The 22,170-nt window shown below is 74.9% G+C and carries 23 protein-coding genes; 18 read left to right on the forward strand and 5 right to left on the reverse strand.

The features are described 5' to 3' along the window. Positions 1-49: 49 nt before the first annotated feature. The 3 genes from rplT to BLV02_RS09985 all read left to right on the forward strand — a co-directional run bounded on the left by rplT (position 50) and on the right by BLV02_RS09985 (position 1,605). A complete protein-coding gene (gene rplT / locus BLV02_RS09975; RefSeq protein ID WP_069115457.1) occupies positions 50-430 on the forward strand; it encodes a 50S ribosomal protein L20 in 381 nt (126 codons plus the stop codon). A 134-nt stretch (positions 431-564) separates the two neighbouring features. Next, entirely contained in the window at positions 565-1,374 is an 810-nt protein-coding gene (locus BLV02_RS09980) for a TrmH family RNA methyltransferase (protein ID WP_069115456.1), read from the forward strand. Positions 1,375-1,389: 15 nt separating this feature from the next. Next, entirely contained in the window at positions 1,390-1,605 is a 216-nt protein-coding gene (locus BLV02_RS09985) for a type II toxin-antitoxin system VapB family antitoxin (RefSeq protein WP_074946453.1), read from the forward strand. Positions 1,606-1,930: 325 nt separating this feature from the next. On the opposite strand, the gene BLV02_RS09990 is transcribed toward BLV02_RS09985, so the two are convergent. Then, positions 1,931-2,767, reverse strand: coding sequence for a TIGR03619 family F420-dependent LLM class oxidoreductase (locus tag BLV02_RS09990; RefSeq protein ID WP_069115454.1), 837 nt, complete (start codon positions 2,765-2,767; stop codon positions 1,931-1,933). 35 nt (positions 2,768-2,802) lie between these two features. Here BLV02_RS09990 and BLV02_RS09995 point away from each other — a divergent pair, with 35 nt between their 5' ends. From BLV02_RS09995 to BLV02_RS10020, 6 genes are all read left to right on the forward strand, one after another. Next, positions 2,803-3,312, forward strand: a complete 510-nt coding sequence (locus tag BLV02_RS09995; RefSeq protein WP_069115453.1) for a PPOX class F420-dependent oxidoreductase — start codon at positions 2,803-2,805, stop codon at positions 3,310-3,312. After that, entirely contained in the window at positions 3,312-3,851 is a 540-nt protein-coding gene (locus tag BLV02_RS10000) for an MOSC domain-containing protein (RefSeq protein ID WP_069115452.1), read from the forward strand. The genes BLV02_RS09995 and BLV02_RS10000 overlap by 1 nt, the downstream gene beginning before the upstream one ends. A 55-nt stretch (positions 3,852-3,906) precedes the next feature. Then, complete coding sequence (pheS, locus tag BLV02_RS10005) at positions 3,907-5,016, forward strand: phenylalanine--tRNA ligase subunit alpha (RefSeq protein WP_069115451.1); 1,110 nt, start codon at positions 3,907-3,909, stop codon at positions 5,014-5,016. Next, positions 5,016-7,526: a phenylalanine--tRNA ligase subunit beta gene (gene pheT, locus BLV02_RS10010; RefSeq protein ID WP_069115450.1), complete on the forward strand. Its 2,511-nt coding sequence runs from the start codon at positions 5,016-5,018 to the stop codon at positions 7,524-7,526. Before pheS ends, pheT begins: the two co-directional genes overlap by 1 nt. Beyond that, on the forward strand, positions 7,523-8,344 hold the full coding sequence (locus tag BLV02_RS10015; RefSeq protein ID WP_069115449.1) for an SDR family NAD(P)-dependent oxidoreductase: 822 nt from the start codon (positions 7,523-7,525) through the stop codon (positions 8,342-8,344). The genes pheT and BLV02_RS10015 overlap by 4 nt, the downstream gene beginning before the upstream one ends. 92 nt (positions 8,345-8,436) lie before the next feature. Continuing rightward, complete coding sequence (locus tag BLV02_RS10020) at positions 8,437-9,003, forward strand: Uma2 family endonuclease (protein ID WP_069115461.1); 567 nt, start codon at positions 8,437-8,439, stop codon at positions 9,001-9,003. Between the two features lie 4 nt (positions 9,004-9,007). Here the strand turns inward: BLV02_RS10020 and BLV02_RS10025 are convergent, their stop codons facing one another. Beyond that, the gene (locus tag BLV02_RS10025; RefSeq protein ID WP_069115448.1) at positions 9,008-9,949 is read right to left on the reverse strand and encodes a phosphotransferase; all 942 of its coding nucleotides are present in this window, start codon (positions 9,947-9,949) and stop codon (positions 9,008-9,010) included. A 99-nt stretch (positions 9,950-10,048) separates the two neighbouring features. Between BLV02_RS10025 and argC the strand changes: the two genes are divergently transcribed. The 8 genes from argC to BLV02_RS10065 are packed head-to-tail and all read left to right on the forward strand — an operon-like array spanning position 10,049 to position 17,732. Beyond that, positions 10,049-11,089 (forward strand): N-acetyl-gamma-glutamyl-phosphate reductase, encoded by a 1,041-nt coding sequence (argC, locus tag BLV02_RS10030; protein WP_069115447.1) that lies wholly within the window; start codon positions 10,049-10,051, stop codon positions 11,087-11,089. Then, positions 11,086-12,243 carry a bifunctional glutamate N-acetyltransferase/amino-acid acetyltransferase ArgJ gene (argJ, locus tag BLV02_RS10035; protein WP_069115446.1) on the forward strand — a complete coding sequence of 386 codons (1,158 nt, stop codon included), beginning with the start codon at positions 11,086-11,088 and terminating at the stop codon, positions 12,241-12,243. The genes argC and argJ overlap by 4 nt, the downstream gene beginning before the upstream one ends. Beyond that, positions 12,240-13,121 (forward strand): acetylglutamate kinase, encoded by an 882-nt coding sequence (gene argB, locus BLV02_RS10040; protein ID WP_069115445.1) that lies wholly within the window; start codon positions 12,240-12,242, stop codon positions 13,119-13,121. The genes argJ and argB overlap by 4 nt, the downstream gene beginning before the upstream one ends. Continuing rightward, a complete protein-coding gene (locus tag BLV02_RS10045; RefSeq protein ID WP_069115444.1) occupies positions 13,118-14,359 on the forward strand; it encodes an acetylornithine transaminase in 1,242 nt (413 codons plus the stop codon). Before argB ends, BLV02_RS10045 begins: the two co-directional genes overlap by 4 nt. Beyond that, on the forward strand, positions 14,356-15,288 hold the full coding sequence (gene argF / locus BLV02_RS10050) for an ornithine carbamoyltransferase (protein WP_069115443.1): 933 nt from the start codon (positions 14,356-14,358) through the stop codon (positions 15,286-15,288). The genes BLV02_RS10045 and argF overlap by 4 nt, the downstream gene beginning before the upstream one ends. After that, on the forward strand, positions 15,285-15,800 hold the full coding sequence (locus BLV02_RS10055; protein ID WP_069115442.1) for an arginine repressor: 516 nt from the start codon (positions 15,285-15,287) through the stop codon (positions 15,798-15,800). Before argF ends, BLV02_RS10055 begins: the two co-directional genes overlap by 4 nt. After that, positions 15,797-17,218, forward strand: a complete 1,422-nt coding sequence (gene argH, locus BLV02_RS10060) for an argininosuccinate lyase (RefSeq protein WP_069115441.1) — start codon at positions 15,797-15,799, stop codon at positions 17,216-17,218. The genes BLV02_RS10055 and argH overlap by 4 nt, the downstream gene beginning before the upstream one ends. A 10-nt stretch (positions 17,219-17,228) precedes the next feature. Next, positions 17,229-17,732 carry an O-acetyl-ADP-ribose deacetylase gene (locus BLV02_RS10065; protein WP_069115440.1) on the forward strand — a complete coding sequence of 168 codons (504 nt, stop codon included), beginning with the start codon at positions 17,229-17,231 and terminating at the stop codon, positions 17,730-17,732. 466 nt (positions 17,733-18,198) lie between these two features. Here the strand turns inward: BLV02_RS10065 and BLV02_RS10070 are convergent, their stop codons facing one another. Both BLV02_RS10070 and BLV02_RS10075 read right to left on the reverse strand, forming a co-directional pair. After that, a complete protein-coding gene (locus BLV02_RS10070; protein WP_069115439.1) occupies positions 18,199-18,933 on the reverse strand; it encodes a class I SAM-dependent methyltransferase in 735 nt (244 codons plus the stop codon). Continuing rightward, positions 18,923-19,345: an MmcQ/YjbR family DNA-binding protein gene (locus tag BLV02_RS10075; protein WP_069115438.1), complete on the reverse strand. Its 423-nt coding sequence runs from the start codon at positions 19,343-19,345 to the stop codon at positions 18,923-18,925. Before BLV02_RS10075 ends, BLV02_RS10070 begins: the two co-directional genes overlap by 11 nt. A 70-nt stretch (positions 19,346-19,415) precedes the next feature. Here BLV02_RS10075 and BLV02_RS10080 point away from each other — a divergent pair, with 70 nt between their 5' ends. Next, a complete protein-coding gene (locus BLV02_RS10080; protein WP_069115437.1) occupies positions 19,416-21,695 on the forward strand; it encodes a transglutaminase TgpA family protein in 2,280 nt (759 codons plus the stop codon). Positions 21,696-21,706: 11 nt separating this feature from the next. Here the strand turns inward: BLV02_RS10080 and BLV02_RS10085 are convergent, their stop codons facing one another. Next, positions 21,707-22,165, reverse strand: coding sequence for a hypothetical protein (locus BLV02_RS10085; protein WP_069115436.1), 459 nt, complete (start codon positions 22,163-22,165; stop codon positions 21,707-21,709). Between the last annotated feature and the right edge of the window lie 5 nt (positions 22,166-22,170).

Here is a 22,170-nt window from a genome sequence, read left to right on the forward strand (position 1 = left end):
GTCCAGTTCACCCTTCGGCCGGTGTGGCCGAACTCAGCAAGGAGTACCAGTGGCACGCGTGAAGCGGGCGGCCAACGCCCACAAGAAGCGCCGTGAGACCCTCGAGCGGGCCAGCGGCTACCGGGGTCAGCGGTCCCGGATGTACCGGAAGGCGAAGGAGCAGGTCACCCACTCGCTCGTCTACGCCTACCGCGACCGCAAGCAGCGCAAGGGCGACTTCCGGCAGCTGTGGATCACCCGCATCAACGCGGCGTCCCGCGCCGAGGGCCTGACGTACAACCGCTTCATCCAGGGCCTGCGGCTGGCCGAGGTCGACGTCGACCGCAAGATGCTCGCCGACCTCGCGGTCAACGACCCGGGCGCCTTCAAGGCCCTGGTCGAGGTCGCGCGCGCGGCGCTGCCCGCCGACCGCAACGCGCCGGCGGCCTGAGCGTCGACCGTTCGTTTGCCGAGACCGGGCCTGCGTCGGCAGGCCCGGTCTTCGTCTGTTCCGGTGATGATGTGCTCTGGCGGTCGCAGGGTGACCGCCAGGGATCATGATCACCGGAAGGATCCTGGAGACCCATGCTGACCGAACGGTCCGGCCGGGTGCGCGAGGCGCACAAGCTGCTGCGCCGGTCCGCCCGCGAGAAGGCGGGGTTGTTCCTCGCCGAGGGCCCGCAGGCGGTCCGTGAGGCGGTCGCCGCCGGGCCGGGCCGGGTGGTGGAGCTGTTCGCGACGGCGGACGCGGCGGCCCGGTGGGCGCCGATCGTGGCGGCCGCCGACGACGCCGGCATCCCCGTGCACGCGGCCGGCGACGCCGCGCTGGCGGCGCTGTCGGAGACCGTGACGCCGCAGGGGCTGGTCGCCGTGTGCCGGTCCCTGACGGTGGACCTCGGCAACGCGCTGACGGGGGAGCCGCGGCTGGTCGCCGTCCTCGCCGAGGCCCGCGACCCGGGCAACGCAGGCACGGTCGTCCGCTGCGCCGACGCGGCCGGGGCCGACGCGGTCGTGCTCACCCACGGCTCGGCCGACCCGCAGGGCGGCAAGGCGGTGCGCGCGTCGGCGGGCAGCGTGTTCCACCTGCCGGTGGTGTCCGGCGTGCCGGCGGCCGACGCGGTGGCGGCGCTGCGCGAGCGCGGGCTGACGGTGCTGGCGGCAGACGGCGCCGGCTCGCTCGACCTCGACGGCGCCGAGGACGACGGCCTGCTGGCCGGCCCGGTGGCGTGGCTGTTCGGCAACGAGGCGTGGGGCCTGCCTGACGACGTCGCCGCGCTCGCCGACCACGTCGTCCGGGTCCCGATCTACGGCCGCGCCGAGAGCCTCAACCTCGCCACCGCCGCCGCCGTCTGCCTCTACGGTTCCGCTCGCGCCCGCCGCCGCGCCGCGCGATAGGGCATGCTCGGGTGCATGACGCGCACCACCATTGACGTCGACGACGAGCTTGTCGGCGAGGTCATGCGGCGATATGGAGTCGCGACCAAGGGCGAGGCGGTCGATCTCGCGCTACGCCGCCTCGTCGGTGTGCCACTGACGAAGGAAGTCCTGCTCGGGCTGTGTGGCGTGGGCTGGGGCGCCGATCTGGACGAGCTTCGATCAGCCGAAGTTGTCGGTGCCCGCCCGTAGGGTGGGCCCCACCCGGGCCGGGAGGGGTCTACGTACCGCCCCAGAATGACGTGGCCGAGCGGCTGGCGAACAGGCGCCGGGCGAGCAGGCGCCCGGCGAAGGGGCGGCCCGGCGCGTTACTCCGTCGGTGGCCGTCCTGATCACGAGGTGTCGCGGTTCGAGCCGACGTTGTCGGTGCCCGCCCGTAGGGTGGGCCCCACCCGGGCCGGGAGGGGTCTACGTACCGCCTACGAACGACGTGGCCGAGCGGCCGGCGAACAGGCGCCCGGCGAGCGGGCTGCCCGGCGCGTGACCGGGTTCGGGCCGGCCAGGCCGGCGGCATGCGTCACGCGAAGGCGGCCGCGAACTCCTCCATCCGCTCGCCGAAGCCGTCCTCGTCGCCGAACCAGACGGCGACGGAGTCGGCGCCGGCCGCGGTGAGGGCGTGCACCGAGTCGACGGCCGCCGCGAGCGACGACCGCCCGCCGGCCCATTCGATGCGGGTGCCCGCCCGCAGCGGCTGCCCGGCCAGCGGCCCGGCCTCGCGCAGCGACCGCAGCACCGCCAGCCGCGACGCGAACCCGTCGGCGTCGAGGGCGAACGCGTGCCACTCGTCGGCCACCGCCGCGGCCCGGCGCAGCGCCGCGTCGGTCGTGCCGCCGACGGCGATCGGCAGCGGCGTCAGCGGCCGCGGCTCGAACACGCCCTGCTCGTACCCGAACCGCTCGTCGTCGTACGAGGTGGCGCCGGAGAACAGGGTCCGGACCAGCCGCAACGCGTCCTCGACGTAGCCGCCGCGGCTCGCGTAGTCGGCCCGGGCGGCGTCGAACTCGGACCGCACCCACCCCGCCCCGACGGTGAGCGTCAGCCGCCCGCCGGACAGCCGGTGCACGGTTGCGGCCTGCTTGGCGACGAGGAACGGCTCGCGCAGCGGCAGCACCAGCACCGACATCCCGAGTCCGATGCGCTGCGTCGCCGCCGCGAGGAACGCCAGTGTGGTCAGCGGCTCGTAGACCCCGCCGTACTCGGGGCCGTACGGCGACGGCGGCAGCAGGTGGTCGGGCAGCAGGACGGCGCCGTAGCCGAGCCGCTCGGCGCCGGCCGCGAGCTCGGTCAGCCGGGCCGGCTCCATGGCGGGCGACTCGTTGGGCAGGACGACCCGCAGTTCGACGTCGGTGAGCATGCGCTGAGACTACGCAATCCTCTTAAGGTGGCCCCATGCCGAACATCGCCACGAACACCACCGTCGATCTCGCCGGGCTGCTCGAGTTCGTCCGGCCGCGCCACCACGGCATCGTCATCACCACCCGCGCCGACGGCGGCCCGCAGGCCTCGCCGGTCACCTGCGGCGTCGACGACTCCGGGCGCATCGTCGTGTCCACCTATCCCGACCGCGCCAAGGCGAACAACGTCCGCCAGCGCCCGACCGCCAGCATCGTCGTGCTCTCCGACGACTTCGGCGGCGCGTGGGTGCAGGTCGACGGGCCGGCCGAGATCATCGACCTGCCCGACTCCGTCGAGCCGCTGATCGAGTACTACCGCAACGTCGCCGGCGAGCACGAGGACTGGGACGGCTACCGCGAGGCCATGCACCGGCAGGGCAAGTCGCTGCTGCGCATCACGCCGCAGCGGTGGGGCCCCATCGCGACCGGCGGCTTCCCGCCGCACCTCGTCCCCGACGAGGAGCAGGACGGTCACGGCCACGGCCACGGCGGTCACGAGCACTGATGGCGCAGGTCACCGCGGTCAGCTCCAGCCCCACGCACAGCTTCGGCAAGCCGAACCGGCCGGCCATCGCGCTGCTGGCCGGCCTCGGCGTCGACGGCGACGCGCACTCCGGGACGACGGTGAAGCACCGGTCCCGGGTGCGGCGCGACCCCAGCCAGCCGAACCTGCGCCAGGTCCACCTCATGCACGCGGAACTGCACGACGAGCTGACGGGGTCCGGGTTCGACGTCGGCGCCGGCGACCTCGGCGAGAACGTCACCACCCGCGGCGTCGACCTGCTCGGCCTGCCGGCGGGGACGCTGCTGCGGCTGGGCGCCGAGGCCGTCGTCGAGGTCACCGGGCTGCGCAACCCCTGCTACCAGATCGACGACTTCCGGCCCGGCCTGCTGCGGCAGGTCGTCGGGCGCGACGCGGACGGTGAGATCGTCCGGCGGGCCGGGATCATGGCGATCGTGCTGGTCGGCGGGGAGGTGCGGCCGGGCGACCCGATCGCCGTCGAACCGCCCGACGGGCCGCACCGCCCGCTCGCCCCGGTGTGACCGTCAGCCGCGTAGACTCGCGGGGTTGCGAGCCCCGCGTGAGTAGACGAGGAACATGTCCGCGCCCAACAGCGACTACGACCCAGTCCAGGTGACCCCGCTCGACGCCGATCAGGTGGCGGCGATGGTGTCCGACGCCCTCGCCGCGTTCGCCGCCGCCGGCGACCTCGACGCGCTGAAGGAGGCCCGGCTCGCGCACACCGGCGACCGGTCCCCGCTGGCGCTGGCCAACCGCGAGATCGGCGCGTTGCCGCCGCAGGCGCGCAAGGAGGCCGGCCAGCGGGTCGGCACCGCCCGCCGCGACGTCGCGACGGCGCTGGCCGAGCGCCAGGCGGTGCTCGAGGCCGAGCGCGACGAACGCGTCCTCGTCGACGAGGCCGTCGACGTCACGCTGCCGTGGGACCGCGCGCCGCGGGGCGCCCGGCACCCGCTGACGACCATCCAGGAGCGGGTCGGCGACGTCTTCGTCGCCATGGGCTGGGAGGTCGCCGAAGGCCCCGAGGTCGAGGCCGAGTGGCTGAACTTCGACGCGCTCAACATCGGCCCCGACCACCCGGCGCGCACCATGCAGGACACCTTCTTCGTCGAGAACGAGGACTCCGGGCTGGTGCTGCGCACGCACACGTCGCCGGTCCAGGCGCGGTCCATGCTCAGCCGCACGCCGCCCATCTACGTCATCTGCCCGGGCCGCACGTTCCGCACCGACGAGCTCGACGCCACGCACACGCCGGTGTTCAGCCAGGTCGAAGGGCTGGCCGTCGACGAGGGCCTCACCATGGCGCACCTCAAGGGCACCCTCGACCACTTCGCGTCGTCGATGTTCGGCGACGGCATCACCACCCGGCTGCGCCCGTCGTACTTCCCGTTCACCGAGCCCAGCGCCGAGATGGACCTCCAGTGCTTCGTCTGCCGCGGCGCGTCCGTCGGCGACCCCGACCACCCGTGCCGCACCTGCGGGTCCGAGGGCTGGATCGAGTGGGGCGGCTGCGGCATGGTCAACCCGCGGGTGCTGGTGGCCTGCGGCATCGACCCCGAGCGGTACACCGGCTTCGCGTTCGGCATGGGCCTGGAGCGCACGCTGATGTTCCGGCACGGCGTCGAGGACATGCACGACATGGTCGAGGGCGACGTCCGGTTCGCCGCGGCCTTCGGGATGGAGATCTGATGCGCGTCCCCCTGAGCTGGCTGCGCGACTACGCGCCGCTGCCCGACGACGTCAGCGCGCGCGACGTCGCGGCCCGGCTGATCCGGGCCGGCCTCGAGGTCGAGACCGTCGACGAAGCCGGCGCCGACATCACCGGCCCGCTGGTCGTCGGCCGCGTGCTCGAGTTCACCGACGAGCCGCAGAAGAACGGCAAGACCATCCGCTGGTGCTCGGTCGACGTCGGCGAGGCCGAGCCGCGCGGCATCGTCTGCGGCGCGCACAACTTCGCCGTGGGCGACCTCGTCGTCGTGTCGCTGCCCGGCGCCGTGCTGCCCGGCGGGTTCGCCATCTCCGCGCGCAAGACGTACGGCCACGTGTCCGACGGCATGATCTGCTCGGTCCGCGAGCTGGGCATCGGCGACGACCACGCCGGCATCCTCGTGCTGGGCGCCGGCGAGGCCGAGCCGGGGGCCGACGCCGTCGAGCTGCTGCACCTGCGCGACGACGTCCTCGACATCGCCGTCACGCCCGACCGCGGCTACTGCCTGTCCGTGCGCGGCGTGGCCCGCGAGGCGGCCACCGCCTACGGGGTGCCGTACAACGACCCCGGGGACCCGGGCGTGCGCGACGACGTCGACACCATCGGCGACGACGGCTACCCGGTGCGGGTCGAGGACGCCGAGCGGTGTCCGGTGTTCGCCGCCCGCACGGTCACCGGCTTCGACCCCGCCGCGCCGAGCCCGCGGTGGCTGCAGCGACGCGTCCAGCTGGCCGGCATGCGGCCCATCTCGCTGGCCGTCGACATCACCAACTTCGTCATGCTCGAGCTGGGCCAGCCGATCCACGGCTACGACCGCGACGCGCTGCGCGGGCCCATCGTCGTGCGTCGCGCGGCGGCGGGCGAGAAGCTGACGACGCTCGACGGCGCCGTCCGCGCGCTCGACCCCGACGACCTGCTCATCACCGACGACTCCGGGCCCATCGGCCTGGCCGGTGTCATGGGCGGCGGGTCCACCGAGCTCAGCTCCGCCACCACGGCCGTCGTGATCGAGGCGGCGCACTTCGAGGCCACCGGCATCGCCCGCACGGCGCGCCGGCACAAGCTGCCCAGCGAGGCGTCCAAGCGGTTCGAGCGCGGCGTCGACCCCGCCCTGCCCGCGGTGGCGGCGCAGCGGGTGGCCGACCTCCTGGTCTCGCTCGGCGGGGCCACCCAGGAGCCGGGGCTGACGGTGGCGGGTGCGGTTCCGGCGCCGGCCCCGATCGAGATCCCGGCCGGGCTGCCCGCGCGCGTCGTCGGTGTCGACTACCCGGCCGATGAGGTGACGTCGCTGCTCACGGCCGTGGGCGCCGCGGTGGCGCCGGCGGGGGACCAGCGCATCGCCGTCACCCCGCCGACGTGGCGGCCCGACCTCACCGACCCGTACGACCTCGTCGAGGAGGTGGCCCGGCTGCACGGCTACGACGCGGTGCCGTCGGTGCTGCCGGTCGCCCCGGCCGGGCGCGGCATCACGCCGTCGCAGCGGCTGCGCCGCCGGGTCGAGCGGGCCGTCGCCGCGGCCGGCTACGTCGAGGCGCCGTCGTACCCGTTCGTGGGCGAGACCGACTTCGACGCGCTCGGCTTCCCGGCCGACGACGCCCGCCGGGTCGCGTTGCGGCTGGCCAACCCGATCTCCGAGGAGCAGCCGCTGCTGCGCACGACGCTGCTGCCCGGCCTGCTCACCACGCTGCGGCGCAACGTCGGCCGCGGCGCCACCGACGTCGCCGTCTACGAGGCCGGCCTGGTGTTCCGGCCGTCGCCGGGGCCGCTGCCGGTGCCGCCGCGGCTGCCGGTCGACCGCCGGCCCACCGACGCCGAGCTCGCCTCGTTGCTCGCCGCGGTCCCGTCGCAGCCGCGCCGCATCGCCGTCGCGCTGGCCGGTGAGCGCGAGCCGGCCGGCTGGTGGGGCGCCGGACGCCCGGCCACCTGGGCCGACGCCGTCGAGGCCGCGCGGGTCGTCGCCCGGTCCGCCGGCGTGACGCTGCGGGTCGAGAAGGACGAGCACGCGCCCTGGCACCCGGGCCGCTGCGCCGCCCTGTACGTCGGCGACACCCTGGTCGGGCACGCCGGTGAGCTGCACCCGCGGGTCGTCGCGACGCTCGGGCTGCCGCCGCGCACGAGCGCCATGGAGCTCGAGCTGGACCGCTTCTTCCCGGCGGGCCTCGACGGCGTCGCCGACGACCCCGTGCGCGCCCCGTCCGTCCCGACCTTCCCTGTCGCCACCCAGGACGTCGCCCTCGTCGTCGACCTCGCCGTCCCGGCCGCCGACGTCGAGGACGCGCTGCGCTCCGGCGCCGGTGAGCTGCTCGAGTCGGTGCGGCTGTTCGACGTGTTCACCGGCGCGCAGCTCGGCGACGGCAGGAAGTCGCTGGCCTACGCGCTGCGGTTCCGCGCGCCCGACCGCACGCTCACCGTCGACGAGACCACCGCCGCCCGCGACGCCGCCGTCGCCGCGGCCACGCAGCGCACCGGCGCGGTCCTGCGCGGCACATGAGCGTCGCCGGGGTGCCCGCGGCCCGGACGGCGCTGGTCACCGGCGCCAGCCGGGGCATCGGCCGGGCCATCGCGGTCGGGCTGGCGGCGCGCGGGGTGTCGGTGGGCCTGGTCGCGCGCGACCGCAACCGCCTCGACGACGTCGTCGCCGAATGCCGGGCGCAGGGCGCGACGGCGGTCGGCGTCACCGCCGACGTCACCGACCACGACGACGTCGCCGCGGCCGTGTCGGCGCTGGCCGGCGGCCTGGACCGGATCGACCTGCTGGTCAACAACGCCGGCGTCATCGAGGCCGTCGAGCAGCCGTTCCTCGACACCGACGTCGAGGAGACCTGGCGCGTGGTCGAGGTCAACGTGCGCGGCCCGCTGCTGGTCACCCACGCCGTGCTCCCGGTCATGCTGGCCGGTGGCGGCGGCCGCGTCGTCAACCTCAACAGCGGCCTGGGCTTTCGCAGCGCCGAGATCTACACCGGGTACGCCGTCTCGAAGGGCGCGCTGGCGCGGTTCACCGGGCTGCTCGACCTGCAGTACCGGTCGCGGGGCGTGCGCGCCTTCGACCTCGCGCCCGGCCACGTCGAGACCGAGATGACCACGGCGATGCCCATGCACGCCGGCCGCACCTCCTGGACCGCCCCGTCCGACGTGGTCGATCTCGTCGCCGCCATCGGCGACGGCATCCTGGACGACCTCGGCGGCCGGTTCTTCCGCGCCGGCACCGACACGCCCGCGTCGCTGCTGGCCCTGCGCGACGACATCCTCGCGCACGACGCGCGGGCCCTCCGCCTCCCCACCGCCGGTCCGGACGACCCGCTCAGCTGAGTTATCCACAGCCCTGTGGATAGCGATTCGCGCCGACGTCTCGGGCCCGGCAGCATTGGCGGTCGTGACGAACAGGAGGCACGATGGTGGCCATGACCGTTCCGCGCAGCGACGAGCTGCCGCCGCTCACTCCGGGGCCGATCACCCGGGCCGAGCTGGACGCGATGCCCGATGACGGGCGTCGGCACGAACTTCTCGACGGGATGCTCCTCGTGACCCCGGCGCCCACGGGAATGCATCAGGTCGCGGTGATACGACTTGCGCGGTTGCTCGGCGACAGCTGTCCGCCCGGGTTGGAGGCGATCGTCGCGCCGTTCGATGTGGCGCTGGCCAAGGACACGGTGCTTCAGCCGGATGTGCTGGTGGCGCCATGGGAGGACGTCATCAAGCGCGAGCTGTCCGGACCGCCGCTGCTGGCGGTCGAGGTGCTGTCGCCGTCGACGCGACGCTACGACCTGCTGCTGAAGAGGTCGCGCTACGAGGCCGCGGGCACGCCGTCGTACTGGGTGGTCGACCCCGACGAGCCGTCCGTCATCGCCTGGGAACTGCGCGACGGCGCGTACGCCGACGCCGGCCGGGCCAGTGGCGACGACGCGCTCGAGCTGACCCGGCCGTACCCCGTCCGCGTCGTCCCGGCCGCGCTCGTCGCGCCGCGCTGAGGCGTCACTCCCAGCCGGTACGCCGGCGCACCCAGGCGAGCGTCGTGGCGTGCTGGGCGAGCTGGAAGGCGCGCACCGTCGGCAGCCCGGGCGGCGGCGGCCGCCGGCCGAAGGCGCCGAAGAAGCCGGCGAACCCGGCCAGCACCGCCGTCACGTGCCAGGGGTCGACGCCGTCGAGGAGGGGGTGGCCGTCGAGGTAGGGCTCGGGATCGTGGCCGTGGTAGGCGGCGTTCAGCAACAGCAGCACGGAGTCGAGCCAGGCCGCGCCGCGGAACGCCCACGGCCAGTCCACGAACCAGACGCCCGACGACGAGAGCAGGACGTTGTCGGCGCGCAGGTCGTAGTGGACCAGCGTGTCGCCGTCGACGACGTCGAGCGAGGACGCGGCGAGCTCGGCCAGCCGGTCGAGGTGGCGCCGCTCCCAGGGGTCGAGGTCGTCCGGCGGGTCGCCCGCCAGCGACCGGTAGCCCAGCATCGGCTCGCGCATCTCGTCGCGGGCCCGCCGCGGCGACGGCACCGGGCACGGCGTCAGCGACCGCGACAGCCCCGTGACCGCGTCGACCACCAGCCGCAGCTCGTCCGGACGCCAGGGCTCGTGCGGCATGCGGCCGTCGACCTCGTCGAAGACCAATGCGACCCAGTCGCCGTCGTCGTAGGAGCCGCGGAACCGCGGAGCGGGAACGCCCGGCGGCAGCGCCGCCGCGACGTCGATCTCGCGCCGGTGGAGGTCCGGCGACTCGGGGTTGAGCGGCGTGCCGACCGCCTTGACGAACGCCCGCCCGCCGTCGGCGCAGCGCACGCGCGCGGCCAGCCCGGGGGAGAAGCCGCCGGACTGGTTGTGGGCGGCCACGACCGGCGAGCCGAGCACGTCGTCGATACCGGCCCGCACGGCAGCGGGCAGCGACTCCCAGGTCGCGCGGACTCCGGACGCGGTGACGGCAGGCATGCGACCATCCTCGCGAAGCCCGGCGAGCGGCCGCACCCGATTTTCGGCGTGACGCCCACCACGTTGCATGAATTTGCGGAACTCTGCATAATCATTCGCATGGGAGCGACTGTGGCGATCGCGGGAGCGAGCGGTTACGCGGGCGGCGAGCTGCTGCGCCTGCTGCTCGCGCACCCCGAACTCGGCGTGGGGACGGTGACGGCGCACTCGAAAGCGGGCGACCGCCTGACCACGCACCACCCGCAACTGATCGAGCTGGCCGACCGCACGCTGGAGCCGACGACGGCCGAGACGCTGGCCGGGCACGACGTCGTGATCCTGGCGCTGCCGCACGGCGCGTCGGCCGAGATCGCGGCGCAGCTGCCCGACGACGTCCTCGTGCTCGACTGCGGCGCCGACCACCGCCTCACCGACGCCGCGGCGTGGCAGCGCTTCTACGGCACCGAGCACGCCGGCAGCTGGCCCTACGGCCTGCCCGAGCTCGTCCACCACGACGGCGCCAAGCAGCGCGCCGCCCTCCCGGGCGCCCGGCGCATCGCCGTCCCCGGCTGCAACGTCACCGCCGTCACGCTGGCACTGGCGCCCGGCCTGGCCGCCGGCGTCGTCGCGCCCGACGACATCGTCGCGGTGCTGGCCTGCGGCCCGTCCGGCGCCGGGAAGTCGCTGAAGCCGCACCTGCTGGCCAGCGAGATCCTCGGCGCGGCCACGCCGTACGCCGTCGGGGGCGTGCACCGGCACATCCCGGAGATCCAGCAGAACCTGCAGCTCGCGGGCGGCGCACCGGTGAGCCTCTCGTTCACGCCCACGCTGGTCCCGATGAGCCGCGGCATCCTCGCCACGGTGACGGCGAAGCTGACCGGTGACGCCGGCAGCGTGCGCGCCGCATGGGCCGGCGCCTACGCCGACGAGCCGTTCGTGCACCTGCTGCCCGAGGGGCAGTGGCCCACCACGGCCGCCGTCCTCGGCGCGAACACCGCCCACGTGCAGGTGACGGTCGACGAGGCGGCCGGCCGGGTGGTCGCGGTCGCCGCCATCGACAACCTCACCAAGGGCACCGCGGGCGCGGCCGTCCAGTCGGCCAACCTCGCGCTCGGGCTGCCCGAGACACTCGGCCTGCCGACGACGGGGGTGGCGCCGTGAGCGTCACCGCTGCGGCCGGTTTCCGGGCCGCGGGCGTCGTCGCGGGCCTGAAGCCCAGCGGCAAGCCCGACGTCGCGCTCGTCGTCAACGACGGGCCCCACCACAGCGCCGCCGCCGTGTTCACGTCGAACCGGTGCAAGGCCAACCCGGTGCTGTGGAGCGAGCGGACCATCGCCGACGGACGGCTGTCCGCGGTCGTGCTGAACTCCGGCGGCGCCAACTGCTACAACGGCCCCGAGGGCTTCCAGACGACGCACGCCAGCGCCGAGTTGGTGGCCGAGCTGACCGGCGGCCAGGCCTTCGACGTCGCCGTCTGCTCCACCGGGCTGATCGGCCAGCCGCTGGACCGGCCGATCCTGGAGAAGGGCATCCGCGCCGCCCACGCCGAGCTGTCGGCGGACGGCGGGCCCGCGGCGGCGACGGCCATCATGACCACCGACACCGTGGCCAAGCAGGCCACCGCGGCCGGCGACGGGTGGGTCGTCGGCGGCATGGCCAAGGGCGCCGGCATGCTGGCGCCCGCGCTGGCCACCATGCTGGTCGTCATCACCACCGACGCCGTCGCCGACGCGGCCACGCTCGACGCCGCGCTGCGGGCGGCCACCAGGACGACGTTCGACCGGCTCGACACCGACGGCTGCATGTCCACCAACGACACCGTCGCGCTGCTGGCCAGCGGCGCGTCCGGGGTCACCCCCGGCGAAGCAGAGCTCACCGCCGCGGTGACGGCCGTCTGCGCCGACCTCGCCGAGCAGCTCTGGCACGACGCCGAGGGCGCGCACCACGACATCGCCATCGAGGTCACCGGCGCCGCGAGCGACGACGACGCCGTCGAGGTCGCCCGCGCCGTCGCCCGCAGCAACCTGTTCAAGGCCGCCGTCTTCGGCAACGACCCGAACTGGGGCCGCGTGCTGGCCGCCGTCGGCACCACGAAGGCGGCGTTCGAGCCGGAGCGCATCGACATCTCGATGAACGGCGTCAAGGTCTGCGTCGCCGGCGGCACGGGGGTCGGCGCGCCGTCCGAGCAGGTCGACCTCACCGGCCGCGACGTGCACGTGCTGGTCGAGCTGAACGCCGGTCCGGCCACGGCGACGATCCTGACCAGCGACCTCACGCACGACTACGTGCACGAGAACTCGGCGTACTCCACATGAGCGTGACGACGACGGCCGCGCTGGCCAAGGCCGGGGTGCTGGTCGAGGCGCTGCCCTGGCTGAAGCGGTTCCACGGCAAGATCGTCGTGGTGAAGTACGGCGGCAACGCGATGATCGACGACGACCTCAAGCGGGCCTTCGCCGACGACATCGTCTTCCTCCGGCTGGCCGGGCTGAAGCCGGTGGTCGTGCACGGCGGCGGGCCGCAGATCAGCGCCATGCTGGACCGCCTCGGCATCGAGAGCGAGTTCCGCGGCGGCCTGCGGGTCACCACACCCGAGGCGATGGACGTCGTCCGCATGGTGCTGGTCGGCCAGGTGAGCCGCGAGATCGTCGGCCTGATGAACGCGCACGGGCCGCTCGCGGTCGGGCTGTCCGGTGAGGACGCCGGCCTGTTCACGGCGCAGCGCCAGGCCGCGATCATCGACGGCGAACCGGTCGACCTCGGTCTGGTCGGCGACGTGGCCGAGGTCGACGCCGGCGCGGTGCTCGATCTCATCGACGCGGGGCGCATCCCGGTGGTGTCGTCGGTCGCGCCCGACGCCGACGGCGTCGTGCACAACGTCAACGCCGACACCGCGGCGGCCGCGCTGGCGGTCGAGCTGGGAGCGGAGAAGCTGGTCGTGCTGACCGACGTGGAAGGGCTGTACCGGAACTATCCGGCCGACACCGAGATCGTGCAGGAGATCACCGCCGGCGAGCTGACGACGCTGCTGCCGTCGCTGTCGTCCGGCATGATCCCGAAGATGCAGGCGTGCCTGCGCGCGGTGGAGGGCGGGGTGCCGGAGGCGACGATCATCGACGGCCGGGTCCCGAACTCGCTGTTGCTGGAGGTCTTCACCGACGAGGGCGTGGGAACGATGGTGGTGCCGTCATGACGGATCTGGAGCAGGTGCCCGGGCTGGGCGCGCTCGGCAACAACGACGCGTGGACCGCGCGCTACGGCCGGGCGCTGATGAACACGTTCGGCAGTCCGCAGCGGGTGCTGGTCCGCGGCGAGGGCTGCTACGTGTGGGACGCCGACGGCCGCCGCTACCTCGACCTCCTCGGCGGGCTGGCGGTGAACTCGCTCGGCCACGCGCACCCGCTGCTGGTGTCGGCCGTCACGGCGCAGCTCGCCACGCTCGGGCACGTGTCCAACTTCTTCGCCAGCGCGCCGCAGATCGCGCTGGCCGAGCGGCTGCTCGACCTGCTCGGGGTCGCGTCCGGCGCCGGCCGGGTGTTCTTCGCCAACTCCGGCGCCGAGGCCAACGAAGCAGCGTTCAAGATCGCCCGGCGGACCGGCCGGCCGAACGTCGTCGCGACCGAGGGCGGGTTCCACGGCCGGACGATGGGCGCGCTGGCGCTGACCGGCAAGCCGGCCATCCGCGAGCCGTTCGAGCCGCTGCCGGCCGGCGTGACGTTCGTGCCGTACGGCGACGCCGAGGCGCTCGCCGCGGCGGTCGACGCCGACACCGCGGCGGTGTTCCTCGAGCCGGTGCAGGGTGAGGGCGGCGTCGTCCCGGCGCCGGCCGGCTACCTGGCGGCGGCCCGCGAGATCACCGACCGGGCCGGAGCGCTGCTGGTCATCGACGAGATCCAGACCGGCATCGGCCGCTGCGGCGACTGGTTCGCGCACACCGCCGAGGGCATCGTGCCCGACGTCGTCACCGTCGCGAAGGGCCTCGGCGGCGGCTTCCCGATCGGCGCCTGCATCGGCCTCGGCCGGGCCGCCGACCTGCTCGGGCCCGGCGCGCACGGCACCACGTTCGGCGGCAACCCGGTCGCGGCCGCCGCCGGGCTGGCCGTCCTGCACGCCGTCGAGCGCGACGGCCTGCTCGAGAACGTCCGCACCGTCGGCGCCCACCTGCGCGCGGAGGTGCTGGCGCTGGGACACCCGCTGGTCCGCGGCGTGCGGGGACGCGGGCTGCTGCTCGGCATCGAGCTCGCGGCGCCCGTGGCGCCCTCCGTCGTCTCGGCGGCGCTCGGCGCGGGATTCGTCGTCAACGCCGTCACGCCCGATACGATCCGGCTCGCGCCGCCACTGATCCTCGACACCGCGCAGGCCGACGAGTTCCTGGCGGCGCTGCCGGCGGTGCTCGACGCCGTCGGGACCGCCCCGAAGGAGACCCGATGACCCGGCACTTCCGCCGCGACGACGACCTGTCGCCGGTCGAGTACCTGCAGGTCCTCGACATGGCCGCCGAGCTCAAGGCGGACCGGTTCGCGTACCGGCCGCTGGAGGGCCCGCGCGCCGTCGCGGTGATCTTCGACAAGCACTCCACCCGCACCCGCGTCTCGTTCAGCGTCGGCATCGCCGAACTGGGCGGGTACCCGCTGGTCATCGACGCGCAGACGTCGCAGCTGGGCCGGGGCGAACCGATCGCCGACACCGCGCGGGTGCTGGACCGCCAGTGCGCCGCCATCGTCTGGCGCACGTTCGCGCAGCAGCGCCTCGACGACATGGCCGCGGCGTCCGCCGTCCCCGTCGTCAACGCGCTGACCGACGACTACCACCCGTGTCAGATGCTGGCCGACCTGCAGACCGTCCGCGAGCGCAAGGGCACGCTGGCCGGGCTGACGCTGACCTACGCGGGCGACGGCGCCAACAACATGGCGCACTCGTACCTGCTGGCCGGCGCCCTGGTCGGCATGCACGTGCGGGTCGCGTCGCCGGCCGGTTTCGCGCCGGCGGCGGACGTGCTCGCGCGGGCGGGGGAGATCGCGGCGCGCACCGGCGGCTCGGTCGCGCACGTCACCGACCCCTACGACGGCTTCGCCGGCGCCGACGTGCTGGCCACCGACACCTGGGTGTCGATGGGCCAGGAATCGGAGGCCGGCGACCGGGAGGCGCCGTTCGTCCCGTTCGCGCTGACGGCGTCCGCGGTCGCCGCGGCCGGGCCGGACCCCGTCGTGCTGCACTGCTTGCCCGCCTACCGGGGCAAGGAGATCGCCGCCGACGTCATCGACGGCCCGGCCAGCGCCGTGTGGGACGAGGCCGAGAACCGGCTGCACGCACAGAAGGCGCTGCTGACCTGGCTGCTCGCGCAGGAGGCGACGTCGTGACGCAGCCGGCCACCCGCGCGGCCCGGCACGGGCGCATCGCGGAGATCCTCGCGCAGACCCCGATCCGGTCGCAGACGGAGCTGGCCGAGCGGCTGGCCGAGAACGGCATCGAGGTCACGCAGGGGACGCTGTCGCGCGACCTCGACGAGCTGGGCGCGGTGAAGATCCGCAACGCCGACGGCTGGCTGGTGTACGCGCTGCCCGGCGAGGGCGGCGACTCCCGGCCGCTGGCCACGTCCCGGTCCGCCGTCGACGCCCGGCTGATCCGGGTCTGCGAGGAGATCCTGATCTCGGCGCGGTCGTCGGCCAACCTGGTGGTGCTGCGCACTCCGCCCGGTGCCGCGCAGTACCTGGCGTCCGCGGTCGACCACGCGGCCCGCGCGGAGATCCTGGGCACCATCGCCGGTGATGACACCGTCCTCGTCATCTCGGCCGACCCGGCGGGCGGGGAGCGGGTGGCCGCGTGGTTCCTGGCCCTCGCCGAGGGCACCGTGCCCCCGCCGCCGTCATGAACGATTCCGGAGGATCTGTGAGCAGCAGTGCATTGTGGGGCGGCCGGTTCGAAGGCGGTCCGTCCGACGCGCTGGCCGCGCTGTCGAAGTCGACACACTTCGACTGGCGGCTGGCGCCGTACGACATCGCCGGGTCGAAGGCGCACGCCGCGGTGCTGGAGCGGGCCGGGCTGCTGACCCCGTCCGAGCTGGCCGGCATGCTCGACGGGCTGGACCGGCTGGCCGCCGACGTCGCGTCCGGCGAGTTCGTCCCGGCCCTGGCCGACGAGGACGTGCACACCGCGCTGGAACGCGGGCTGATCGACCGCGTCGGCCCCGAGCTGGGCGGCAAGCTGCGGGCCGGGCGGTCGCGCAACGACCAGGTGGCCACGCTGTTCCGGATGTACCTGCGCGAGTCGGCGCGGGCGGTGTCCGCGCTGGTCCTGGACCTGGTCGACGCACTGGTGGCGCAGGCGTCCGGCCAGTTCGGCGTGGCCATGCCGGGCCGGACGCACCTGCAGCACGCCCAGCCCGTCCTGCTGTCGCACCACCTGCTCGCGCACGCGTGGGCGCTGCTGCGCGACGTCGACCGGCTGCGCGACTGGGACCGCCGCACCGACTCGTCGCCGTACGGGTCGGGCGCGCTGGCGGGGTCGTCGCTGGGGCTGGACCCGGCGTTCGTCGCCGCGGAGCTGGGCTTCTCGACGTCGGCGGAGAACTCGATCGACGGCACCGCGTCGCGCGATTTCGTCGCCGAGGCCGCGTTCGTGTTCGCGATGATCGGCGTCGACGTGTCGCGCATCGCCGAGGAGGTCATCCTGTGGGCGACCAAGGAGTTCTCCTTCGTCACCCTCGACGACGCCTGGTCGACCGGCTCGTCGATCATGCCGCAGAAGAAGAACCCCGACATCGCCGAACTGGCCCGCGGGAAGGCCGGCCGACTGGTCGGCAATCTCTCCGGCCTGCTGACGACGTTGAAGGCGCTGCCGCTCGCGTACAACCGTGACCTGCAGGAGGACAAGGAGCCGGTGTTCGACTCCGTCGACACCCTGACCGTGCTGCTGCCCGCGTTCACCGGCATGGTGGCGACGCTGCGGTTCAACGCCGAGCGGCTGGAGGAGCTGGCGCCGCAGGGGTTCTCGCTGGCCACCGACGTCGCGGAGTGGCTGGTGCGCGAGGGCGTGCCGTTCCGGTCGGCGCACGAGATCGCGGGGGCGTGCGTGCGCGTGTGCGAGTCGCGCGGTCTGGAGCTGTGGGAGCTGACCGACGCGGACCTGGCCGAGATCTCGCCGTCGCTGACGCCGGGGGTGCGCGACGTGCTGTCGGTGCCTGGCTCGCTGGCGTCGCGGTCGGCGCGTGGCGGGACGGCGCCGGACCGGGTGCGCGAGCAACTGGACGCGGTGCGAAATGCCGTGGCGACGGGCCGCGCCTGGGGCTAGGTTCGGCGTCATGGCACGCGTCGAGGTGGTCCGGGGCGACATCACCCGCGAGGCCGTCGACGCGATCGTCAACGCGGCCAACTCGTCGCTGCGCGGAGGTGGCGGCGTCGACGGCGCCATCCACTGGGCCGCCGGCCCGCGGTTGAAGGAGGCCGGGGCCGCGCTGGCGCCCTGCCATCCGGGCGACGCCGTCGCGACCCCGGCGTTCGACCTCGACCCGCCCGTCCGCCACGTCATCCACACGGTCGGCCCGGTGTGGCGCGGGGGAGCGGCCGGCGAGGCCGCGCTGCTGGCGTCGTGCTATCGGCGCTCGCTGGAGGTGGCCGACTCGCTGGGCGCCCGGTCGGTCGCGTTCCCGGCGATCTCGACCGGCATCTTCGGCTACCCGCCCGACCAGGCCGCCCGCATCGCCGTCGACACCGTCCGCTCCGTTTCGACACAGGTCGAGCTGATCCGGCTGGTCGCCTACGACCGCCCGGCGTACGACCTGCTCACCGCCGCCTTGGACGTCTGAAGCTGCAGAAACCCCGGCGCGGAATCACCGCTAAGAGAGACGCGCCGGGGTCCGGCCGGGATCGACGGTGTTGGAGCACCTCCACCGGCCATGAACAGCCTACCGTTATTGACGGCGTATTGACCAGGTGTCATCCTGGAGGGCTAACTACATCGGGAATCCGCCCGGCGTGGTCCAGAGATGGGCTACCGGCGGACTGTTGGAGCGGTTCACCGTGTGGCCCCTCGCGAGAGAGGACACCGTTGAATCACCGCGACAGAGACGAACGCACCACGTTGGCCAGGCTCGTACAGCTGCGCCGGCACACCGAGGTCATCGGTCAGATCCTGCGGGATCTCTGGCCACTGATCGCGGGAGCGTTCTCCATCCTGGGTGTTGCCCTGCATCAGGTCGTCGTGCTGCTGAGGTAGCCGGCGAGCCGCAGGGAGCGATACGGGGCTGGCGAGAGCCGGCCCCGTTCGTGCGCTCACCGCCGGAGCGCCAGTAGCGAGAACGCGTTCGGCAGCCGCCCGCGCCAGGCGGCCGCGTCGACGCCGTCCGGCCGCCAGAACGGGTCGGGGTACTCGGCGAGGTGGCGCAGCTCCAGCCCGGCCGCGACGACCGCCGTCACGATCTCGCCGAGGGTCGCCTGCCGCTCCACCGCGCCGCGCGCCGGGAACGTGTCGTTGACGTGCTGGCGGTCGAAATAGCCGCGGTCCGGCCGGATGCGCGGCTCGTCGGCGTCCCACGCCCACAGCGGCACCGCGGGGTGTGCCTCGTAGACGAACAACGACCCGCCTGGGCGCAGCAGCCGCGCGACGTCGCGGGCCCAGGCGAGCAGGTCGGGCAGCCAGATCAGCGCGCCCTTGCCGGTGTAGACGAGGTCCGCGGAACCGGAGCGCAGCGGAGCGCCGGGCAGCTCGCCCACGACGTACCGGCACGGCAGCCCCAGCCGGGCGGCCCGCCGCTGCGCCGCCCCGACGGCGACCGCGCTGAAGTCGACCCCGACGACCGACCGCGCGCCGGCGCGCACCAGCGCGGCGTCGTCGAGGCCGTGACCGCTCTGCAGGTGCACGACCTCCGGCGCCGCCGCCAGCACCGGTGCGAGCAGCTCCAGTTCGGCCGGCAGCAGCGTCGCCGCCCGCGCCTGCGCCAGCAACCCGTCGTCCTCGCGGACGTGCTTCAGCGACGCGTCGTCCCAGGCGGCGCGGTTACCGTCCATGATCGCGCAGCCACGCGGCGGCCCGCGTCTTCGAGGCGCGCGCCAGCCACGCGTCCTGGACCTGCTCGGCCAGCTCGGCGCGGGTCAGCTCGCCCAGCCGGGAGGCCCGCACCAGCACCGACCGGTGCCCGTCGAAGTGCGGCGTCGTGAAGTACGGCGTGCGTGGGTCCTGGACCAGCGCCGCCTTCTCCGCCTCGGACTCCACCCACAGCACGATGACGTCGTCGTACCGCTCGCCCGTGTCCGGGTCGACGGCGTCGGGCCGCGGGTTGCGGAAGAACACGAACGACCGGCGGCCGACCTGGTAGACGGGCTTCTGCTCGGTGCCCGGGTACACGGTGACGTGCGGCATCGCCAGCGCCACCTCGTGCACGTCGGCGACCGTCGCGGCCCGCTCGCCGTCGTCCACCATGAACCCACCATAGCGACAACGCAACCTTCCGATGGTCTCGGGCGTCTGAGCCGGTAAGGGGGGTGACGGCGTGCCCGGTGGGCTCCGGACGACCATCGTCACGGCGGTCGCCGCGCTGCTCGCCGCCGTCCCGCTGCTGGCGCTGATGGAGTCGCCCGGGTGGGCGACCGCGGTTCCGGCGGCGGTCGAGCTGGTGGCGGCGGCCGGCTGGACGCTGCGCCGGTCCCGGGTGCCGGCGCCGCTGGTGGTGGCCGTGCAGGTGGTCGTCCTCGGCTGGTGGCTCGGCGTGCTGGCGTCGAACGCCGACCGCGGCGGGTCGCCGTGGCGTGCGCTGCTGCCCGATCCGGCCCGGCTCGCCGCCACGGTCCGCGACGGCATCGACGTCATCCGCGAGAACGCCGCACCGCTGCCGCCGGACCCGGGCGCCGTCGTGCTGCTGGTCGCGTGCGCCGGGGTGGTCGCGATCGCCGCCGACCTCGTCGTCGCCGGGCGGCGCCGGCCGGTCCTGGCCGGGCCGGTGCTGGCGACCGGGTATCTCATCGCGGCCGGCGTGCTGCCGGGCGGCGTCGCGTGGTTCTGGTTCGTGCCGCCGGCGGCCGGCTATCTCGTCCTGCTCGCGACGGAGGGCCGCGACCGCGTCGTCCGCTGGGGCCGGTTCGTCGGGCCGGGCGCCGACCCCGGCGACCGGCCCGGCCGCACCGGCCTGCGCACCGGCCGCCGGGCCGGGCTGGTCGCGGTGTCGGCGGCGGTCGTCGTGCCGGCGCTGCTGCCCGGGCTGGGCGACGGCGTCGTCGACGAGTCGCTGTTCGCCCGGCTCGACGACGGGGTCGCGCGGGCGCCGGCCGTCCTCGTCGACAACCCGATCGTCGACCTGCACCGCAACCTCACCCGGCCGCAGGACCTCCCCGTGCTCCAGTACACGACGGACGCGCCCGAGCCGCCGTACCTGCGGGTCGCCGTTCACGACGAGTTCGACGGGAGCCGCTGGCACCAGGGCGAGGGGACCACGCTGCAGCCGCTGCGCGGCGACCTGCCGGCGCCACCGGGGGCCGGCGCCGAGCCGCCCGTCGCGGACATCGAGATCACGGTCACCGAGAACTACCCGTGGCGCTCGCTGCCGCTGCCGTACCCGCCGCTGCGGGTGGTGGTCGCGGGGGAGTGGTTCTACGACCCGGACACCCTCGAGGTCGGCTCGCCCGACGGCGACCCGCGCGGGCTGACCTTCAGCGCCGACGTCGCGCTGGTCCCGGCGGACGCCGAGCGGCTGCGGTCCGCGCCGCCGCCCGGCCCCGAGCTCGACCCGCTGCTCGCGCTGCCCGCCGACGCCGCCGTCGTCGACCCCTACCTCGAGGAGGCTGTCGGCGCCGCCGAGACGGACTACGACCGGGCCCGCGCGCTGGAGGCGTGGTTCCGCGGCGGCGGCGGGTTCGTCTACGACACCGACACCGTCGACCCCGGCACGGCGACCGGATCGCTGCTGACGTTCCTCCAGGACCGCCGCGGCTACTGCGAGCAGTACGCGGCGACGATGGCGGTCATGGCGCGCCGGCTCGGCATCCCGGCGCGGGTCGCGGTCGGCTTCCTGCCCGGCGACCCGTCGCCCGGCGGCGGCCGGATCGTCACCACGCACGACGCGCACGCCTGGCCGGAGCTGTGGTTCGAGGGCACCGGCTGGGTCGCCTTCGAGCCGACCCCGGCCCGGCCGGGTGCCGCGCCCGGTCCCGGTACCCAACCACCGGCCGAGACGCCGTCGCCCGAGACCCCACCGGCCGAGACGCCGTCGGCCGAGCCCAGTACCGACTCGGTCGCGACGGCGGCCGTGGACGAGCCGGATGACGTCGCCGCCGGCGCCGCGGGCGGTGACGGGCCCGGCGCGCTGGGCGGGCTGGTCGCCGCGGCCGTCCTGGTGCTGCTGACGGGCCGGCCGGCGGGGACTGCGTTCCGGCGGCGACGGCGCTGGCGGCGGGCCGCCGGCCGGCCGCGGCGCGAGGCCGAGGCGGCCTGGACCGAGCTGCGCCTGGCCGTCCGCGACGCTGGGCTCGGGCCGGTCCAGGACACGCCGCGCGCGACGACCGCCCGGCTGACGCGGGCCGTCACCCTCGACGACGCCGCCCGCGCGGCGCTGCATCGGCTGGCGACGGCGGTCGAGCGGGCCCGCTACGCGCGGTCGGCCGCACCGGTGGCCACGCTGCGCCAGGACGTCCGCGCCGTCCGGCGGGCGTTGCTGCGCACGCGGCCGCTCCGGCGGCGGGTGCGGGTCGCGCTGTGGCCCGCCCTGTGGCCTGCCCGGACGTCGCCGCCGTCGGCTCCCGCGGCGGTGACGCCGCTGGTCCGCGCGCTGCCACGATGACGAGCGACACCCTAGGCGGGCGCGAGGTCCGGGCCGTCCGGCGTGTCGACGATGCGCCAGCCGAAGCCCGGCAGCCTGACGTCGGTGCGGGCGCCGAACGTGCGCAGCAGGGTCGCGACGTCGCCGGCCGGCAGACGGCCGGCGACCTCGGCGAAGAGCCGCGGCGCGTCGAGCCCCAGCTCCCGCGCGACGTGCAGGTGCGGCGCGAGGCCCACCATGGTGTCGCGCGGGTCGACCATGCCCAGCTGCTCGGACACCGCGGCCGCCGTCAGCGCGTCGCGGAGCAGCCTCGCGGACCGGGTGCGCAGCGCGACCACGACCAGCCGCGCGCTGTAGCGGCCCAGCGCCAGCACGGCCGGGCGGCCGAGCCGTGCCAGCGCCGCGTCGTCGACGACCGCGGGCAGGTCACGCAGGACCTGCTCGGCCAGGGCGTCGCCGCCGCCGGGAATGCGTTCGAGGTTCGGCCGCACGCCGG

The sequence above is a fragment of the Jiangella alba genome (assembly GCF_900106035.1).
Taxonomy (GTDB): Bacteria; Actinomycetota; Actinomycetes; order Jiangellales; family Jiangellaceae; genus Jiangella; species Jiangella alba.

What these genes read in the sequence shown, in the direction of transcription:
- BLV02_RS10065 (WP_069115440.1), top strand. Translation starts at nt 17,229, where the DNA reads ATGGCACGCGTCGAGGTGGTCCGGGGCGACATCACCCGCGAGGCCGTC.
- BLV02_RS10070 (WP_069115439.1), bottom strand. Translation starts at nt 18,933, where the DNA reads ATGGACGGTAACCGCGCCGCCTGGGACGACGCGTCGCTGAAGCACGTC.
- BLV02_RS09985 (WP_074946453.1), top strand. Translation starts at nt 1,390, where the DNA reads ATGACGCGCACCACCATTGACGTCGACGACGAGCTTGTCGGCGAGGTC.
- BLV02_RS10075 (WP_069115438.1), bottom strand. Translation starts at nt 19,345, where the DNA reads ATGGTGGACGACGGCGAGCGGGCCGCGACGGTCGCCGACGTGCACGAG.
- BLV02_RS10025 (WP_069115448.1), bottom strand. Translation starts at nt 9,949, where the DNA reads ATGCCTGCCGTCACCGCGTCCGGAGTCCGCGCGACCTGGGAGTCGCTG.
- argC (WP_069115447.1), top strand. Translation starts at nt 10,049, where the DNA reads ATGGGAGCGACTGTGGCGATCGCGGGAGCGAGCGGTTACGCGGGCGGC.
- BLV02_RS10020 (WP_069115461.1), top strand. Translation starts at nt 8,437, where the DNA reads ATGACCGTTCCGCGCAGCGACGAGCTGCCGCCGCTCACTCCGGGGCCG.
- pheS (WP_069115451.1), top strand. Translation starts at nt 3,907, where the DNA reads ATGTCCGCGCCCAACAGCGACTACGACCCAGTCCAGGTGACCCCGCTC.
- BLV02_RS09980 (WP_069115456.1), top strand. Translation starts at nt 565, where the DNA reads ATGCTGACCGAACGGTCCGGCCGGGTGCGCGAGGCGCACAAGCTGCTG.
- BLV02_RS09995 (WP_069115453.1), top strand. Translation starts at nt 2,803, where the DNA reads ATGCCGAACATCGCCACGAACACCACCGTCGATCTCGCCGGGCTGCTC.
- argF (WP_069115443.1), top strand. Translation starts at nt 14,356, where the DNA reads ATGACCCGGCACTTCCGCCGCGACGACGACCTGTCGCCGGTCGAGTAC.
- BLV02_RS10015 (WP_069115449.1), top strand. Translation starts at nt 7,523, where the DNA reads ATGAGCGTCGCCGGGGTGCCCGCGGCCCGGACGGCGCTGGTCACCGGC.
- argB (WP_069115445.1), top strand. Translation starts at nt 12,240, where the DNA reads ATGAGCGTGACGACGACGGCCGCGCTGGCCAAGGCCGGGGTGCTGGTC.
- argH (WP_069115441.1), top strand. Translation starts at nt 15,797, where the DNA reads ATGAACGATTCCGGAGGATCTGTGAGCAGCAGTGCATTGTGGGGCGGC.
- BLV02_RS10045 (WP_069115444.1), top strand. Translation starts at nt 13,118, where the DNA reads ATGACGGATCTGGAGCAGGTGCCCGGGCTGGGCGCGCTCGGCAACAAC.
- BLV02_RS09990 (WP_069115454.1), bottom strand. Translation starts at nt 2,767, where the DNA reads ATGCTCACCGACGTCGAACTGCGGGTCGTCCTGCCCAACGAGTCGCCC.
- BLV02_RS10000 (WP_069115452.1), top strand. Translation starts at nt 3,312, where the DNA reads ATGGCGCAGGTCACCGCGGTCAGCTCCAGCCCCACGCACAGCTTCGGC.
- pheT (WP_069115450.1), top strand. Translation starts at nt 5,016, where the DNA reads ATGCGCGTCCCCCTGAGCTGGCTGCGCGACTACGCGCCGCTGCCCGAC.